Origin of the sequence: Nitrospira sp., assembly GCA_035968315.1 — a bacterium.
Lineage (GTDB): Bacteria > Nitrospirota > Nitrospiria > Nitrospirales > Nitrospiraceae > Nitrospira_D.
On the sequence record JAVYIN010000008.1, the window covers coordinates 133,376 to 148,364 of the forward strand.

Annotated in this window: 15 protein-coding genes; 3 read left to right on the top strand and 12 right to left on the bottom strand. The window is 61.9% G+C overall.

The annotated features are described in order from the left end of the window. Genes RI101_13135 through RI101_13145 form a run of 3 tightly spaced genes read right to left on the bottom strand, consistent with a single transcriptional unit; the run spans position 1 to position 5,782 of the window. Positions 1-1,413, bottom strand: a complete 1,413-nt coding sequence (locus tag RI101_13135; protein ID MEC4890991.1) for an efflux transporter outer membrane subunit — start codon at positions 1,411-1,413, stop codon at positions 1-3. Position 1,414: 1 nt separating this feature from the next. Continuing rightward, complete coding sequence (locus tag RI101_13140; protein MEC4890992.1) at positions 1,415-4,588, bottom strand: multidrug efflux RND transporter permease subunit; 3,174 nt, start codon at positions 4,586-4,588, stop codon at positions 1,415-1,417. Positions 4,589-4,591: 3 nt separating this feature from the next. Next, entirely contained in the window at positions 4,592-5,782 is a 1,191-nt protein-coding gene (locus tag RI101_13145; protein MEC4890993.1) for an efflux RND transporter periplasmic adaptor subunit, read from the bottom strand. Between the two features lie 233 nt (positions 5,783-6,015). Here RI101_13145 and RI101_13150 point away from each other — a divergent pair, with 233 nt between their 5' ends. After that, positions 6,016-6,921 (top strand): lysophospholipid acyltransferase family protein, encoded by a 906-nt coding sequence (locus RI101_13150; protein ID MEC4890994.1) that lies wholly within the window; start codon positions 6,016-6,018, stop codon positions 6,919-6,921. Here the strand turns inward: RI101_13150 and RI101_13155 are convergent. Genes RI101_13155 through RI101_13180 form a run of 6 tightly spaced genes read right to left on the bottom strand, consistent with a single transcriptional unit; the run spans position 6,906 to position 10,027 of the window. Next, on the bottom strand, positions 6,906-7,142 hold the full coding sequence (locus RI101_13155) for a CDGSH iron-sulfur domain-containing protein (protein MEC4890995.1): 237 nt from the start codon (positions 7,140-7,142) through the stop codon (positions 6,906-6,908). The two genes, RI101_13150 and RI101_13155, sit on opposite strands and share 16 nt — an antisense overlap. Before the next feature lie 23 nt (positions 7,143-7,165). Then, a complete protein-coding gene (locus RI101_13160; protein ID MEC4890996.1) occupies positions 7,166-7,612 on the bottom strand; it encodes a VOC family protein in 447 nt (148 codons plus the stop codon). Positions 7,613-7,616: 4 nt separating this feature from the next. Then, positions 7,617-8,027 carry a VOC family protein gene (locus RI101_13165; GenBank protein MEC4890997.1) on the bottom strand — a complete coding sequence of 137 codons (411 nt, stop codon included), beginning with the start codon at positions 8,025-8,027 and terminating at the stop codon, positions 7,617-7,619. Then, the gene (locus tag RI101_13170; protein ID MEC4890998.1) at positions 8,027-8,689 is read right to left on the bottom strand and encodes a DsbA family oxidoreductase; all 663 of its coding nucleotides are present in this window, start codon (positions 8,687-8,689) and stop codon (positions 8,027-8,029) included. Before RI101_13170 ends, RI101_13165 begins: the two co-directional genes overlap by 1 nt. Further along, positions 8,686-9,552, bottom strand: a complete 867-nt coding sequence (locus tag RI101_13175) for a pirin family protein (protein MEC4890999.1) — start codon at positions 9,550-9,552, stop codon at positions 8,686-8,688. The genes RI101_13170 and RI101_13175 overlap by 4 nt, the downstream gene beginning before the upstream one ends. 25 nt (positions 9,553-9,577) lie before the next feature. Then, positions 9,578-10,027 carry a DoxX family protein gene (locus RI101_13180; GenBank protein MEC4891000.1) on the bottom strand — a complete coding sequence of 150 codons (450 nt, stop codon included), beginning with the start codon at positions 10,025-10,027 and terminating at the stop codon, positions 9,578-9,580. Between the two features lie 269 nt (positions 10,028-10,296). Between RI101_13180 and RI101_13185 the strand changes: the two genes are divergently transcribed. After that, entirely contained in the window at positions 10,297-10,839 is a 543-nt protein-coding gene (locus RI101_13185) for a hypothetical protein (protein MEC4891001.1), read from the top strand. Positions 10,840-10,853: 14 nt separating this feature from the next. Here the strand turns inward: RI101_13185 and smpB are convergent, their stop codons facing one another. Next, positions 10,854-11,336, bottom strand: coding sequence for an SsrA-binding protein SmpB (gene smpB, locus RI101_13190; GenBank protein MEC4891002.1), 483 nt, complete (start codon positions 11,334-11,336; stop codon positions 10,854-10,856). 58 nt (positions 11,337-11,394) lie between these two features. On the opposite strand from smpB, the gene RI101_13195 reads away from it, so the two are divergent. Continuing rightward, positions 11,395-11,901, top strand: a complete 507-nt coding sequence (locus RI101_13195; GenBank protein ID MEC4891003.1) for a DUF721 domain-containing protein — start codon at positions 11,395-11,397, stop codon at positions 11,899-11,901. On the opposite strand, the gene RI101_13200 is transcribed toward RI101_13195, so the two are convergent. Continuing rightward, the gene (locus tag RI101_13200; GenBank protein MEC4891004.1) at positions 11,828-12,439 is read right to left on the bottom strand and encodes a hypothetical protein; all 612 of its coding nucleotides are present in this window, start codon (positions 12,437-12,439) and stop codon (positions 11,828-11,830) included. The two genes, RI101_13195 and RI101_13200, sit on opposite strands and share 74 nt — an antisense overlap. 47 nt (positions 12,440-12,486) lie before the next feature. After that, positions 12,487-14,967: a DNA gyrase subunit A gene (gene gyrA / locus RI101_13205; GenBank protein MEC4891005.1), complete on the bottom strand. Its 2,481-nt coding sequence runs from the start codon at positions 14,965-14,967 to the stop codon at positions 12,487-12,489. Positions 14,968-14,989 lie beyond the last annotated feature (22 nt).

Here is a 14,989-nt window from a genome sequence, read left to right on the forward strand (position 1 = left end):
TTACTCCTTGGGTTCGTTCGCGCGCGCCATGTCGGGCGACCAGCCTCCGCCGAGCGCCTTGTAGAGCTGGACAACCGACACCAAATGGAGCCGGCGCGACCCCGTCACAGCCAATTCGGCTTCAAACAAATTGCGCCGCGCCACGAGCACATCGAGATAGTTGGCCAGTCCGCCCTTATACCGCAATTCGGCCAGACGCAGCGCGGATTGCAGCGCGTTGACTTGCGCCTGTTGCGCTTCATTCTGGGCGCGGGCGGTCCGCACCGAGACCAGGGCATCTTCCACTTCACGGAAGGCGGTCAAGACCGTTTTCTCGTACTGCGCGAGCGCTTGCTTGGCCTGGGCCTCGATCGCCTCCTGCTGATAGCCCAAGACCGGCCCGCTGAAGAGCGGCCCGGCAAACCCCATCCCTCCGACGCCGAATGACGCGGGATCGGTGAAGAGTTTCGACAATTGCGGGCTGGCGGCACCGAGCAGTCCCGTGAGCGAGATCTTCGGAAACCGTTCCGCTTTGGCGGCGCCGATGCGGGCCGTCACCGCGGCCAGTTGCTGCTCTGCGTCAAGCAGATCCGGACGGCGCTGTAACAAGTCCGACGGAAGTCCGGCCGGCACCTCCGGAGGCACCACTTGCTCGTTCAACGGGCGGCCGCGCGGAATCGCGAAGGGCTTGCGGCCGAGCAGCACGCTCAGCTGGTTTTCCGCCTGCACCATCTGCCGCTCGAGTTCCGCCGACCGCGCGGCGGCGTTGGCCCGCTCGGCTTCAAACTGATCCGTATCCAGCCGCGAGGTCAGCCCCTGTTTCAACCGCGCCTGGGCGATGCGGACGGATTCCTCCCACGATTGCAGCGTGTGCTTCGCAATATCCAGCTGCGCATCGAACTGGAGCAGGTTGAAGTAGCTTTCCGCGACCCCGCTGACCAGCTGCAGGACCACCGCGCGCCGATTCTCTTCTTTCGCCAGCAGATCCGCGCGCGCCGCTTCATTGGAGCGCCGGATGCGTCCCCAGACATCGAGCTCCCAGGAGAGATTTCCCTGCAGATAATAGTTGAACGGGTTGGCGAAACCGGGAAACAGGAAGATGGTCTTGCGGCCCAGGTTCGGCGCATTACCCGACGCGGTCATCCCGGGAAGAAAATCTGTTTTGGCCAGCAGGGCGCGGGCCTGAAACTCCTCCACTACCGCCGCCGCACGCTGGAGATCCTTGTTCTCAACCAGCGCGATCTTGATCAACCCCTGCAGCTGGTCATCCCGGAGCAACTCCCACCAGGGCAAGTTGGCCAGCGACGGGGCATCGGCGGGAGCCACCGCCATCCGGAACTGGCCGCCCGTCTCCGTCTGGGGCCGTTCATAATCGGGCCCCAGCGCGCAGGAGGCGAGCATGGCCGAGAGTCCGAGGGCGAGAAACCGCTGCATATTAACGCTCCTCCTCCTGTGCCGGGTTCGACGTCTCCGCCGATCCGGCGGGAACGGCCGCGGCCGGCCGGCGGGTCGACAGCGTCCGGATCAACACATAAAACAACGGCACGAAAAAGATCGCCAGGAACGTGGCGGCCAGCATGCCTCCCAACACGCCCGTCCCGATGGACTGGCGGCTGGCGGCGCCGGCCCCGCGCGCCATGACGAGGGGAAACATCCCGAAGATGAAGGCCATGGAGGTCATGATGATCGGGCGGAACCGCAGGCGCGCCGCGTCGATGGCCGAGTCGATCAATGGGCGGCCAGCCTCATACCGCGTATTGGCAAATTCGACGATCAAGATCGCGTTCTTGGCCGACAGGCCGATCAAGGTCACCAATCCGATCTGGAAGTAGATGTCATTCTCGAACCCCCGCATCCACACCGCGGACAAGGCGCCGAAGACCGCGAACGGCACCGCCAGAATCACCGCAAAGGGCACCACCCAGCTCTCGAACTGCGCCGCGAGGACCAGAAACACCATCAAGAGACCGACGGCAAACACCTGCCCGGACTGCCCGCCCACCCGCCGTTCCTGAAACGAAATGTTGCTGTAGTCGATGGCATAGCCCTGCGGAACGAGCACCTCTTTCCCCACACGGTCCAGCGCTTCGAGCGCCTGTCCGGAACTGTAGCCCGGCGCGGCGGCGCCCAGCACCAGGGCGGTATTATAGCCGTTGAAGTGGTTCACCGGATCCGGCCCGCTTTGATATTCCGTCGTGATGACCGTGTCCAGGGGAATCATGTTCGTGCCCTGGGCGCTCTGTGCCCGGACATAGATCTTGCCAATGTCCTGCGGAGTCGCGCGGTACTCGGCTTCCGCCTCCGTCTGGACATGATAGATGCGGCCGAATTTGACGAAGTCGTTGATGTACAGTGAACCGAAATAGGCTTGCAGCGTATCGAACACATCGGAAATCGGCACCCCGAGCGCCTTCGCCCGCTCCCGGTTCACGCGGGCATAGATCCGTGGCGCCGACACACGGAAATTCGTCCCGACCCGGCCGATGGCAGGCTCCTTTTGAGCCCGCTCCACGAACTGCTGGGTGACCGCCGCAAACTGTTTGAAATCGCCGCCGCCCGGATCCTGCACCTGCACGGAGAATCCGCCGACAGACCCCACGCCGCGAATCGCGGGCGCGTTAAAGGCCAGCAGCAGCGCTTCGGGAATCTTGGCAAACTCCCCATAGGCGGCGCCCACCAGGGCCTTCACATGGTTCTGCGGTTCCGTGCGCTCATCCCACAGCTTCAGCGGCACAAACATCGTCGCCGCGTTCGGCCCTCTGGTCCCGAACACAAAGTTCTGGCCGGACAGGGCATCGGTCGAATGCACGGCGGGATGCCCCTGGAAAAACCGTTCGATCCGTTCCAGCACCGCGTCGGTCCGTTGTTTTGAGGCCCCATCGGGCAACTGCACGACGGTGATGAAATAGCCTTGATCCTCTTCCGGCAGAAAACTCTTCGGAAGCGATTGAAACAGGCCGATGGAGACCACCACTAACAGGGCGAAGAGCACCATGAACCGGTTCGGCCTCGCCACCAAGGCCCCCACTCCGTGCATATAGCCCTGCTGCGTGCGGCCGAACAGCCGGTCGAACAGCACCCAAAATCCGGCCCGCTCGCCATGATGCGGAACCAGAACCATGGCGCAGAGCGCCGGACTGAGCGTGAGCGCCACAAACCCCGAAACCGTCACTGAAATCGCGATCGTCGCCGCAAACTGTTTGTACAGCGCGCCCGTGATGCCCCCGACAAACCCGACCGGCACAAAGACCGACACCAGCACTAGCACGATCGCGATGATCGGAGCCGTGACTTCCCTCATCGCCCGTTTGGCCGCCTCTTTCGCCGATACCCGGTCTTCGCGCATATGGCGTTCGACGTTTTCGACGACCACAATCGCGTCGTCCACCACGATCCCGATCGCGAGCACCATGCCGAACAGCGTGATCGTGTTGATCGAGAAACCCAGCGCATACAGGCCGATGAACGTGCCGATCAGCGAAACCGGCACCGCCACGGTGGGGATGATCGTGGCGCGCCAGCTTTGGAGAAACAGATAGACCACCAGGACGACGAGCACCATCGCCTCGGCCAGGGTCTTCACCACTTCTTTGATAGAGACATCGATAAACCGCGTCGTGTCGTAGGGAATGTCGTAAGACACGCCGGCGGGGAAATTCTTCGCCAGTTCATCCATCTGGGCACGCGTGCGGCGTATCGTATCCAGCGCGTTGGCGCCGGGCGAGAGGAAGGTGAGAATGAACGTCGTCGGTTTGCTGTTCCAGCGGCCTTCCAGCGCATAGGATTGCGCGCCCAGTTCGATCCGGGCCACATCTTTGAGCCGCACCGCCGAGCCGTCCGGCAGCGCGCGCACGATCAGCTCCTCGAATTCTTTGACGTCGGTCAGGCGCCCTTTGGTAATGATCGGGATCGTCAGCTCCGTGCCTTTCGGCGCCGGTTCACGCCCGATCGTTCCGGACGGGTAATCGCGGTTCTGCTCTCGAATCACATTGGCCACATCGCTCGGGGTGAGGCCGAGCCGGGCCATGAGCATCGGGTTCAAGATGATCCGCATGCTGTAGTTCTGCTGTCCGAAGACAAGGGCGTCGCCCACGCCTTTGACGCGTTTCAGGTCGTCGGCGATCCGGAGAATGGCGTAGTTAGAGAGGAACACGGCGTCATGGCGCGGATCGGTGGATTTCAACGCGATGACCCCCACCAGATCGGGAGACATCTTTTTCACGGAAATGCCCTGGCGGACGACCTCGGGAGGCAGCTGCGGCTCCGCCAGTTTCTCGCGATTCTGCGTCTGCACCTGCGCAATATCGGGGTCCGTGCCGATCTCGAACGTCAGCTTGATCGTCACGTGCCCGTCGTTGCTGCTGCTGGACTCGAAGTACAGCAGATTGTCGATGCCCGGGAGCGTCACCTCGATGGGCCGGGCCACCGATTCGGCCGCCACGTCGGCGCTCGCGCCGGGATAGTCGGCATCGATCTGCACGACCGGCGGTGTGATTTCGGGAAATTGGGCGACCGGAAGGAATTGCAACGCGAGCAAACCCATCACCACGATGATGATGGAGACCACCGAGGCCAGAATCGGCCGGTCGATGAAAACGTGACCGTTCACGCGTTATCCTTGTTGAGGAGCAGGGGAATGAGGTTCGGCGGCCGGGGCCGGGGCCGCGCCGACCGGAACCGCCTTCACCGGCGCACCGGGACCGATTTTCATAAGGCCGTTGACGACCACCCGGTCTCCGGGCTTCAGCCCTTCGTCGATCAGCCACTGGTCCCCTTTCCAGTCGGCCGCGACGATATCGCGGATCTGCACCGTGTCATCGGGACCGACCACGTAGACAAAGGGCCCTTTTGGCCCCTGCAACACGGCGCGTTGCGGGATGAGAATCGCGTCGGTCTTCGTATCGCCGGTGAACCGGACTTTCACGAATTGGCCGGGCAGCAACAGCCGCTGCGGATTCGGGACGGTAAGCCGGACCTGGCGGGCGCCGGTCTCCGAGCGCAATCCCGGTTCGAGAAGGTCCAGCACCGCCTCCTGCGGAAAGAGCGTGCCGTCCATCAAGGTGAGACGGCCGCGCAAATGATACACGCCGGGGTGGTGAATCTTCTTGGACTCGATATCGCGCCGCCGCTTCAAGATGAAGCTCTCCGGGACGCTCACCACCACGAACATCGGATCGACCTGGTGAATCGTCGTCAGCAAATCCGTTTGGGCGGATACCAGCCGGCCTTCATAGTAACGGCTGCGCTCGATCAACCCGTCGATCGGCGCCGTGATCAGTGTGTTATCCAGGTCGAACTGCGCTTTAATCAGGTCCGCCTGCGCGGCCTGCAGCAGCGCCCGCGCCGCCATGTCTTCGGCGACCGCATCATCGACATCCTTCTGGCTTACGGCCTGTTCGGCCAGCAGGGGCTTCACTCGGGCCAGGTCTTGTCGGGCCTGCACGAGCTTGGCTTGGGCCTGAGCGATCTTGGCCTTGGCGCTCGCTTGCGCGGCCTGGAACGGGACCGGATCGATCTGATACAGCCGGTCGCCTTTTTTCACATCGCGCCCTTCGGGATACAAGACCGCCTTGAGCAGACCCGTCACCTGGGAACGGATCTCGACGGGACGCGAGGCTTCGGCCTGGCCGATAAATTCCGGCTCGTCGGGAATCGTGTGCGTCGTGACCGTCATCACCTCGACTTGCGCCACCGGCGGCGCCGGCGCGGAACCGGCATCCGGCTTACAACCGACCGTCCCCAGAGCCGCAGCAACGGCGATGAGCAGGGTGAGCCCACTGTCAATGACACGCTTTGCCATCATGCGTATTCCATAAGAAGACATATCGAGGCCAGTGTACCTCTTCCCCCCCTGGTTTCTCTACCCTGCCAGGCCCGAACGAACGGCAGAGCAATCCTGGCTGCCCCGCGCCCTGTTGGGCGCAAAAAGATTGCGGAACGCCGCCAACTCGCCTATCCTGTGGCGTCACCATGCTGCTGAACCATCAGCCTGCGATCGTCACCCAGCGAGCCTGAATCGATCTTCACCCACCGCCGATGAAATACGCCTGTGAATATCTCCTGCTCCGCTTCGCCGACCTGCTGTTCCAAGCGCTCCCGCGCGCCTGGGCCATCGCGCTCGGTGAGTGGATTTTTCTCCGCCTGCCGGCGCTGATTCCCAAACGCCAGGCGCTGATCCTGGACAATCTCGCCCGGACCTTTCCCGGCTCCTCACCAGAAGACCGGGCCCGCATCGCCCAGGCTGTCTGGCGCAACCTCGGACGCACGGCCATCGAGTTCGTCCGCATCACCGACTATGCCCGCCACACCCTTGAAGACCTCGTGGTGGTGGAGGGACGGGAACATATGGACCGGGCCGTCAAGGAAGGGAAGGGCGTCATCATCCTCACGGCCCACTTCACGAACTGGGAACTGACGGGATCCTTCATTCAACGCCAGTTCGGCTCGATGACGGCGATTGCCCGTCCCGTGCACAATCCCTATGTCGAACGATGGGTCCAGCGGAAACGTCTCTCCGGCGGGATGAAGATCATCCCCGCACAGGACGCGGTCAAAGCCTCGCTCAAATGTCTGAAGGCCAACGGCATCGTCGGCATCCTGATCGACCAAAGCCTCTCCTCCGGCCTGCTCGTCGATTTCTTTGGCCGGCCCGCCGGGACCACCACGCTGCCGGCCCTGCTGCATCTGCGCACCGGCGCGCCCGTTGTCATGACCTACACCCTGCGTGAAGACGGCCGGTTTCGGCACGTGTACCAACCAGTGGTCTTTCCCCCGGTTGCCGAGGATGCTGATCGCATTTTGATCTATACCAAGGCCATCAACACCCTCTTCGAGGATCTCATCCGCCGCTATCCGGAAAACTGGTTTTGGATCCATAACCGCTGGAAACGCGCCGAGTCCCTGCCCGAGACCGCCGCCGATCCCGATCAGAGCGCCTTGTGAGCCCCGTCACAGAAGGGCGGATTCTTCGTCTGCTTGCACTGGCACAGGGCCACCTGCTTCTTCTCGGTTGCCGTAAATTCCATGGGCGTGAAGTCAGTGCCTTTGTGCGCGCCGTCACAAAACGGTTGGTTCTTAGACCGGCCGCACCGGCACCAATAATAGGTCCCCGGCTCCAACGACAACACCACTGGTTGCTTGGCTGCAATGACTGGTTGTTCCATGAGCTCTCCTCCCATTCGTGAGATTACAAATAGAGCGGCTTGATCGGTGAGATGACCGCCGCCGGATCGTTTTTCCACACCGACTCATCCGCATCGACATACAGTTCGACTTCGTTCCCGTCCGGATCGCGGAGATAGAGACTCTGGCTCACGGTATGATCACTCATCCCGTCGATCGTCACGCCAGCCTGCTCCAGTTCACGCTTCGCGGCGCGCAATTCGTCCAGGCTGTCTCCGACCTTGATCCCAATGTGATAGAGGCCCCGGCGCCTCCCTGTTGAAGGGCCTGGCGCATCGCCCACCTGGATCAGCAGCAGCTCATGATGCGTGCGGCCGGACGTGAGGGCCGCCGCCGCGCCATTGAAGATCCGGCCGACTTCAGTGAACCCCAGCAGGTCCCGATAGAAGGCCAGTGACCGTTGCAGATCTTTCACATAGAACACGACATGGCCGAGATAGTGCGCTTTCATCGGTTCACCTCCTGAACGTGATGCCGGCCTTCTGGACCTCCTGATAGGGGAGGAGCCAGACCAGCGATTCGTCGCTCAGATCGCCAACCTGAATCCGGTTTCCCCAGGGATCGCGAAAGTCGCAACGGAAACCGGGGTGCAGCGTCAGCTTGTACTTCTGCGTCAGTTTTTTTCTGACTTCCTTGATCTGCCGCGCGTCGCGGACCATCAAGCCGAAATGTTTCACCCGATCAGGCTGTAGTTGCTCGACCTCGAAGATCGCCATGAACTGATGCTCGCCCAGCTTGCACCAGGCGGCTCCCTCGCCCCCGCGCAGCATCTTCAGGCCGAAGACATCGGAATAGAACTTCACGGCTTTCTTCGCATCGGTCACTTCGATGACCACGTGATTGCAGCCATAGACTTGCACAGCCATCACACACCTGCCTTTCGTCCCGCCCGGTCCGCCGCCACCCGCTTGAGCGCCGACACAAAGACCTCCACTGGTTGCGCCCCGGAAATCGCGTAGGTCCCGTTGATCACGAAGTAGGGCACGCCCCGAATCCCGAGCTTGTGGCCGGCCGCTTCTTCCGCCTTGACCTCCGTTGTCCCTTCATCGCTCCGGAGAACCCCTTCCACGAACTCCGCGCTCAATCCCGCACGGGCCGCGAGGCGAACGAGGACGGGGACCGATCCAATATCCGCTCCCTCCTCGAAGTAGCCCCGAAAGAGTGACTCCATCACCGCGTTTTGGCAGCCTTCCCGTTCACCCAGCCATATCAACCGGTGCGCGGCAAATGTGTTCGGCGTCCGTGTGATCTTTTCAAAGGCGAAGGCAATCCCCTCAGACGCGCCGGCAGCCAGCACATGTTCTTCCAGCTGCCGGAAGGCGTCCAGACTCCCGAACTTCGCTTCCAGATAGGCCGTGCGATCCATGCCCTCCTTCGGCATCGTCGGATTGAGCTGAAACGGCCGCCAGATCACCTGCGCATCTGCGTTAAACGAAGCGAGCGCCCGCTCCAGCCGCCGCTTCCCGACGTAGCACCAGGGGCACACCACATCCGAATACACCTCGATGTGGAATCCGCGATCCGTCATGACAAGTGCCCCATCTTGCCGGCCTGATAATCATGCACCGCCTGCACTAACTCCTGCTTCTCGTTCATGACGAAGGGCCCATAGCGGGCAATCGGCTCATCGATGGGTTCACCGGCCATCACCAAGATGCGGCTGTCCTCTCGGGCCTCGACCGTGACCTGCGATCCGTTCCGCTTGCAGACGATCAGCTCCGCTTCCCCGGCCGCTGGCGATCCGTTCACGGAGGCGCTGCCATGCAGGACAAAGAACGAGGCGTTGTGCCCTTCAGGCCAGACCAGCGTCGTGCGCTGCCCCGCCTTCAATTCGAGATCGTAGAGATCCACCGGCGTGAAGGTCCGCGCGGGACCCTTCTGGCCCTGACACGATCCGGCAATCACACGCAACCGGCCGCCTTCGAGCGCCACGGCCGGAATGTCGGCGTTCAGAATCGTCTGGTAGCCGGGCGCCGACATTTTCGACGCGCGCGGCAGATTCACCCACAACTGAATGGCGTGGAGCCGGCCGCCCTGCTTCGCAAATGCCTGCTCGTGAAACTCCTCATGAACGATGCCGGCCGCCGCCGTCATCCATTGCACATCGCCCGGACCGATCACCCCGGCGTTCCCGGCGGAATCGCGATGAGCCAGGACGCCCTCGTACACGATGGTGACCGTTTCAAAGCCGCGATGCGGATGCTCACCGACGCCGCGAGGATGGTCCGTCGGCGCGAAGTACTGAGGCCCCGCATAGTCCAGCATGAGAAAAGGACTCACCTCGCGATCGAGATCATTGCTCGGGAACAGATTGCGCACGGGAAATCCGTCGCCGACCATATGCGTCGAGCCTGGTTGATAGATGCCGAGAATGTCCTTTGCCGCCGTCATGATCATCCTCCTTTCCGGACGCAGTTCAGTGCGCGAGGTTCGCCGCGATTGCCCGATCCGCCGACCACCGGCCGGCCCCTGTCACCAGAAGAGCCAGCGCGATCCCGATGACCAGCAGATGAAATTCGAATCCCTCGCCCTGCTGCGTGCCGAACCAATTCATGAAGAACCCGTAAGGCAGATGGGCCATTGTAATCGCCCCCAACATGATCACGATATAGCTGGCAGCCGTGAACCGCGTCAGCAACCCCAGCATCAGAGCCACACTGCCAAACGATTCACCGACAATCACGAGGAACGCCACAAGCCAGGGAAGATGCAGCGTGTCGGTGAAGAAACCCATCGTCCCGCTGAAACCAAATCCGCCGAACCAGCCCAACAGCTTTTGCGCCCCATGGGGAAATAGCACGAGGCCCAGCGTGAGGCGGAGAATCAGTCCGGTCCACTCATCATTCGTGTCAAAGAATCTCTTCATGGCATCTCCTCCTCAGCGTGGGGGTCTGCATGAAGCCCCGCTTCGTGCATCTAGGCAGCCGCCTCTCATATGACCTAACCCATATAATAGTACTAACTAGTACTATGTCAAGGGGGGCCTGTCGCATTCGTCGGCCCTGCGATTCCTTCGGGCAAGCGCGGCTTGGCCTGGCCGTTGAAATTGTCCATGGTTCCAGCAGGAGAGCCGCGCCGCACATCTCGGTGGAAACCTTCTCACCTGTGATAATCTTGCGCAGGAGGGATTTGACGATGCCAACCGCCCGATCCAATGTCGGTCAATCGGCTGGGCTAGTGAGTCCCCTTCGGGGAGGAGGCCCGATTCGGAAGGTCTCTGCCGCCTTCTGTGTCATCGGCCTGCTGGCCGTGGGATGTCCCGTCGGAAGTCCGGCGCAGAACGGGCTGCCCGGCACACCACTCTTCAGTCCCTTGCACATGCCACTCGCCTCATTCGACCGCGTTCCCGTCAAAAAGATCCTGGCCAATCCCGGCGAGTACCATCTCCGACAGATCAGAATGAGCGGTGTCATCCGTTCTATTCAGACCGACGTCCTGACACAGGGTTGCGGGAGAATCTACGAGCTGACGACCCTAAGGCTGGAAGACGAAACCGGAACGATCGACATATTCGATCAAGGAGCCTGCGGCGGGAATACCAGCCGGCTCCGCGCCTCAACCTTGGCCGTTGGAGATCATGTCGATGTATTGGTGCGAGTCGCGGCGAACCGGGATACGGAAAGTAGTCGCGGGATGGTCGAGATCTTGGTGATATGGAGTGAGCTGGCGCGCAAGTAGCCCCGGAGCCGCCGTTACTCGTCCCGCTTCCGGCCTTTGATCGCCCGTTCCATCTCCCGGCCGGCTTCACGGGTTTTCAGAGACTCGCGCCGGTCATACAGTTTCTTGCCCTTGGCCAGACCGAGTTCGACCTTCACCTGGCCACGCTTGGAAAAATACAGACGGAGCGGAATCAGCGTCAGCCCTTTCTGCTGGGTCTTGCCGAGCAGCTTGTTGATCTCTTTCTTGTGCAGCAACAGCTTCCGGACCCGCAGCGGGTCGTGGTTCATGATGTTCCCATGGCTGTAGGGGCTGATATGGCAATGGTGGAGAAAGACTTCGCCTTCGTGCACGCTCGCGTAACTCTCTTGCAGATTCACCCGCCCCTCGCGCAGCGATTTGACCTCGGTTCCCCTGAGGACAATGCCGGCTTCGTACTTCTCTTCGATAAAATAGTCGTGGTAGGCCTTCCGGTTGGTGGCGATGACTTTGTATTGATCGTCGGTGTCTTTGCTCATCGGTGTCCTGCCTGCCCGCCGCCTTGACCCGTTTCTTGGCTACGGCCTAAGATGCCTCATGCCTCGCTACAGTCCGTTCGATTCGCTGGGATCCATCCTCTCAGGCCTTGCCAAACGGCTGGGCCTGGAGTCCCACTTGGTGGAGCTGCGCCTGCAACAGCACTGGCGCGAGATCGTCGGAGAGCCGATCGCCTCGCACACCTGGCCCGCCCAGCTGCGCGCAAAAAAGCTCTACCTGATCGTGCCGAATTCAGTCTGGCTTCAGCAACTCACCTTCTTGAAACCCACCCTGCTGGCCAAATTGAACGAGGCGGCCGGTACGGAACTGGTCACCGAGATCATCCTGCGCCTGGGCGAGATCCCCGCGCCGGCCGCAGCCTCCTCTGCCGAACCGGCTGCCACGAGCAACCCGGCGCCCGTTCCCGACATCTCACCAGCTGAAGCCGCGTCTCACACGGCCGTGATCCAAGACCCTGATATCCGCAAGCGCTTTACAGAGGTGATATCGACGTATCCCGCTCGGACTCCGTCTCCACCGGAAGGGGATCCGTCACGCGTCCCTTGAACAGCACACGCGTCGCGCCGGACAGCGCTCCTGGCTTGGGCAGAGGGCCGAGCCCGCCTTCTTCGTCCTGCTCCTGCAGCCAATAGTATCCGCGGACGGACTTCTCGAACTCTGACACGACCGCCGCGTCCCCGGCCACATATTTGGCCAGCACCTCGGGGTCCGTCCAGCCGTCGTCATTGAACACATAGATCAGGATTCGCCGATACCGTCCGCCCGGATCGTCCGGCGTCGTGGGCCGGACCTTCATGCTTCCAAAATCGTGCGTCTGGTGGCCAACCTTGCGAAACCGGTTCAGCAAGGTCTCGATCTGCTGATCCGTCGTCGCGGGAGGCACATGCGTGGCGACCAGATGGCCGTTTTGCGAGCCGACGCTGTAGGGGGGAATCGACCGGTCGGGACGGCTGAGGTACATCCCTCCCCAGATGAGCGCAAAGGAACCCACAAAGACACTGATCGCCAATTTGACGACCGTGTCCAGCGGCTTCTTGGGCGCCGGACCGGAGGAGGGCGTTGGGACGGAGGCTTGTTCGTGCATGGAAGACCCTGCGCCGCCCGGCGCGGTGGACCGCGTGACCAGCCGGATCAGGCGCCGGGCGTCTCCTCCGCAGCCGGATCTTCTCGTTCACCCACGACTTCCGCCAGCCGGGCCACGCCGATCACCCGATCGTCCTCGCCGTCGAGATCGAGCACGCGGACGCCCTGGGTGTTCCGGCCGACTTCGCGAATGTCATCGACTTTGCAGCGGAGCAACTTGCCTTTCGCGGCCATCAGCATGATCTCGTCGCCCTCACGGACCTGGAGGAATCCGACCGCCAGCCCATTCCGCTCGGTCGTCTTGACGCTGATGATCCCTTTGCCGCCGCGGCCCTGGACACGGTAATCATTCACCGGCGTGCGTTTGCCATAGCCGCCTTCCGTCACCGTCAGAATCGCCGTGGTCGAATCGGGCGTGATGGTTTCCATGCCGATCACTTCGTCACCTTCTTCCAGCGTAATGCCGCGGACGCCGTGGGCGGTCCGGCCCATGGGCCGCGCATCTTCTTCTTTGAATCGAATCGTGATGCCTTGTTTCGTCCCCAACAGAATTTCCCGCTGGCCGTCCGTCACGTGCACCGCGATGAGCTTGTCGCCGGGATCCAGCGACAGCGCGATGATGCCGCCCTGGCGCGGGTTGCTGTAGGCCGACAGTTCCGTTTTCTTGATCACGCCCTGTTTCGTCGCCATCACGACATACCGGTCGTCGCGGTATTCCTTCACCGGCATGGTCGCCGTGACCTTCTCGTCCTTCGACAGGGCGAGCAGGTTCACGAGGGCCTTCCCCTTCGCGCCCCGGCTGGCTTCCGGAATCTCGTGCACCTTCAGCCAGAACACTTTCCCCGCATCGGTGAAGAACAGGAGCGAGTCGTGCGTCGAGGCGGTAAACAGCGTTTCCACGAAGTCCTCGTCCTTGATGCCCATCCCGATCTTGCCCTTCCCGCCGCGCCGTTGGGCGCGATAGAGGGAGACGGCATTCCGCTTGATGTATCCGGTATGGGAAATCGTGACGACGACTTCTTCTTCCGCGATGAGATCCTCCAGGGTGAACTCCGCTTCCTCTTTCACGATCTGCGTGCGGCGTGCGTCCTTGTAGGCCTCCCGGACTTCGGCCAGCTCGTCCTGGATAATCTTGCGGACCAAGGCTTCACTGGCCAGCACGGACTTGAGGTACTCGATCTGCTTGAGGACGTCCTGATATTCCTCCACCAGCTTCTGGCGCTCGAGCTGGGTGAGCCGCTGCAGGCGCATCTCCAGAATCGCGCCCGCCTGGATGTCGCTCAATCCGAACTGGCTCATGAGCCCCGCCCGCGCTTCGTCCGGCGATTGCGAACGGCGGATGAGGGCGATGACGGCATCCAGATTGTCGAGGGCGATCTTGAGGCCTTCGAGGATATGGGCCCGCTCCTCGGCCTTGCGCAACTCATAGGCGGTCCGGCGGACGATGACTTCCCGCCGGTGCTCGATGAAGTGATGCAGGATCTGCTTCAGATTCAGCACTTCCGGCCGGTTGTTCACCAGCGCGAGCATGATGACGCCGAAGGTCGTTTCCAGCTGCGTGTGCTTGTACAGATTGTTCAAGACGATGAGCGGGATCTCGCCGCGCTTCAACTCGATGACCACCCGCACCCCTTCGCGATCGGAGGATTCGTCGCGCAGGTCGGCGATGCCCTTGATCCGTTCGTCTTGCACCAGCTCGGCGATCTTCTCGATCAGCCTGGCCTTGTTCACCTGATAGGGGATTTCGGTGACGATCAGCCGTTCGCGGTCGGTCCGTTCGTCCGTCTCGACATTGACCTTCGCCCGCACCTTCAGGAGGCCGCGGCCCGTTTCGTACGCGTCCTTGATGCCGCTCATGCCATAGATAAATCCCGCGGTGGGAAAATCCGGGCCGGGAATTTTCTTCATGAGCTGGGCGACGGTCACCTCGGGGTTCTCCAGCAAGAGGAGCAGCCCGTCGATCACCTCGCCGATGTTATGCGTGGGAATATTGGTCGCGTAACCGACGGCGATGCCGCCCGCGCCGTTGATCAGCAGATTCGGCACGCGGGTCGGAAGGACCAGCGGTTCCTGGAGCGATTCGTCATAGTTGGGGCCGAAGTCGACCGTTTCCTTGTCGATGTCCGCCAGCAGATCTTCCGCCAGCTTGGTCATGCGCGCTTCCGTGTAGCGCATCGCCGCCGCGGAATCGCCGTCCATCGAGCCGTAGTTGCCCTGGCCGTCCACCAGGGGATAGCGCATGTTGAAATCCTGCGCCATGCGCACAAGGGTATCGTAGATGGCCGAGTCGCCATGGGGATGGTAATTACCCATGATTTCGCCGACGATCTTGGCCGACTTGCGGTAAGCCCGATTGTGGGCCAGGCCCATTTCGTTCATGCCGAAGAGGATGCGGCGATGCACCGGCTTGAGTCCGTCGCGCACGTCCGGCAGCGCCCGTCCCACGATCACGCTCATGGCGTAATCCAGGTACGACGACTTCATCTCATCTTCAATGGCGATATACCCTAAGCGTTCATCAGGCGGCATTCTGGCTCCATTGGCAGGCGAG

What these genes read in the sequence shown, in the direction of transcription:
- RI101_13135 (MEC4890991.1), bottom strand. Translation starts at nt 1,413, where the DNA reads ATGCAGCGGTTTCTCGCCCTCGGACTCTCGGCCATGCTCGCCTCCTGC.
- RI101_13145 (MEC4890993.1), bottom strand. Translation starts at nt 5,782, where the DNA reads ATGATGGCAAAGCGTGTCATTGACAGTGGGCTCACCCTGCTCATCGCC.
- RI101_13150 (MEC4890994.1), top strand. Translation starts at nt 6,016, where the DNA reads ATGAAATACGCCTGTGAATATCTCCTGCTCCGCTTCGCCGACCTGCTG.
- RI101_13155 (MEC4890995.1), bottom strand. Translation starts at nt 7,142, where the DNA reads ATGGAACAACCAGTCATTGCAGCCAAGCAACCAGTGGTGTTGTCGTTG.
- RI101_13160 (MEC4890996.1), bottom strand. Translation starts at nt 7,612, where the DNA reads ATGAAAGCGCACTATCTCGGCCATGTCGTGTTCTATGTGAAAGATCTG.
- RI101_13165 (MEC4890997.1), bottom strand. Translation starts at nt 8,027, where the DNA reads ATGGCTGTGCAAGTCTATGGCTGCAATCACGTGGTCATCGAAGTGACC.
- RI101_13170 (MEC4890998.1), bottom strand. Translation starts at nt 8,689, where the DNA reads ATGACGGATCGCGGATTCCACATCGAGGTGTATTCGGATGTGGTGTGC.
- RI101_13175 (MEC4890999.1), bottom strand. Translation starts at nt 9,552, where the DNA reads ATGACGGCGGCAAAGGACATTCTCGGCATCTATCAACCAGGCTCGACG.
- RI101_13180 (MEC4891000.1), bottom strand. Translation starts at nt 10,027, where the DNA reads ATGAAGAGATTCTTTGACACGAATGATGAGTGGACCGGACTGATTCTC.
- RI101_13185 (MEC4891001.1), top strand. Translation starts at nt 10,297, where the DNA reads ATGCCAACCGCCCGATCCAATGTCGGTCAATCGGCTGGGCTAGTGAGT.
- smpB (MEC4891002.1), bottom strand. Translation starts at nt 11,336, where the DNA reads ATGAGCAAAGACACCGACGATCAATACAAAGTCATCGCCACCAACCGG.
- RI101_13195 (MEC4891003.1), top strand. Translation starts at nt 11,395, where the DNA reads ATGCCTCGCTACAGTCCGTTCGATTCGCTGGGATCCATCCTCTCAGGC.
- RI101_13200 (MEC4891004.1), bottom strand. Translation starts at nt 12,439, where the DNA reads ATGCACGAACAAGCCTCCGTCCCAACGCCCTCCTCCGGTCCGGCGCCC.
- gyrA (MEC4891005.1), bottom strand. Translation starts at nt 14,967, where the DNA reads ATGCCGCCTGATGAACGCTTAGGGTATATCGCCATTGAAGATGAGATG.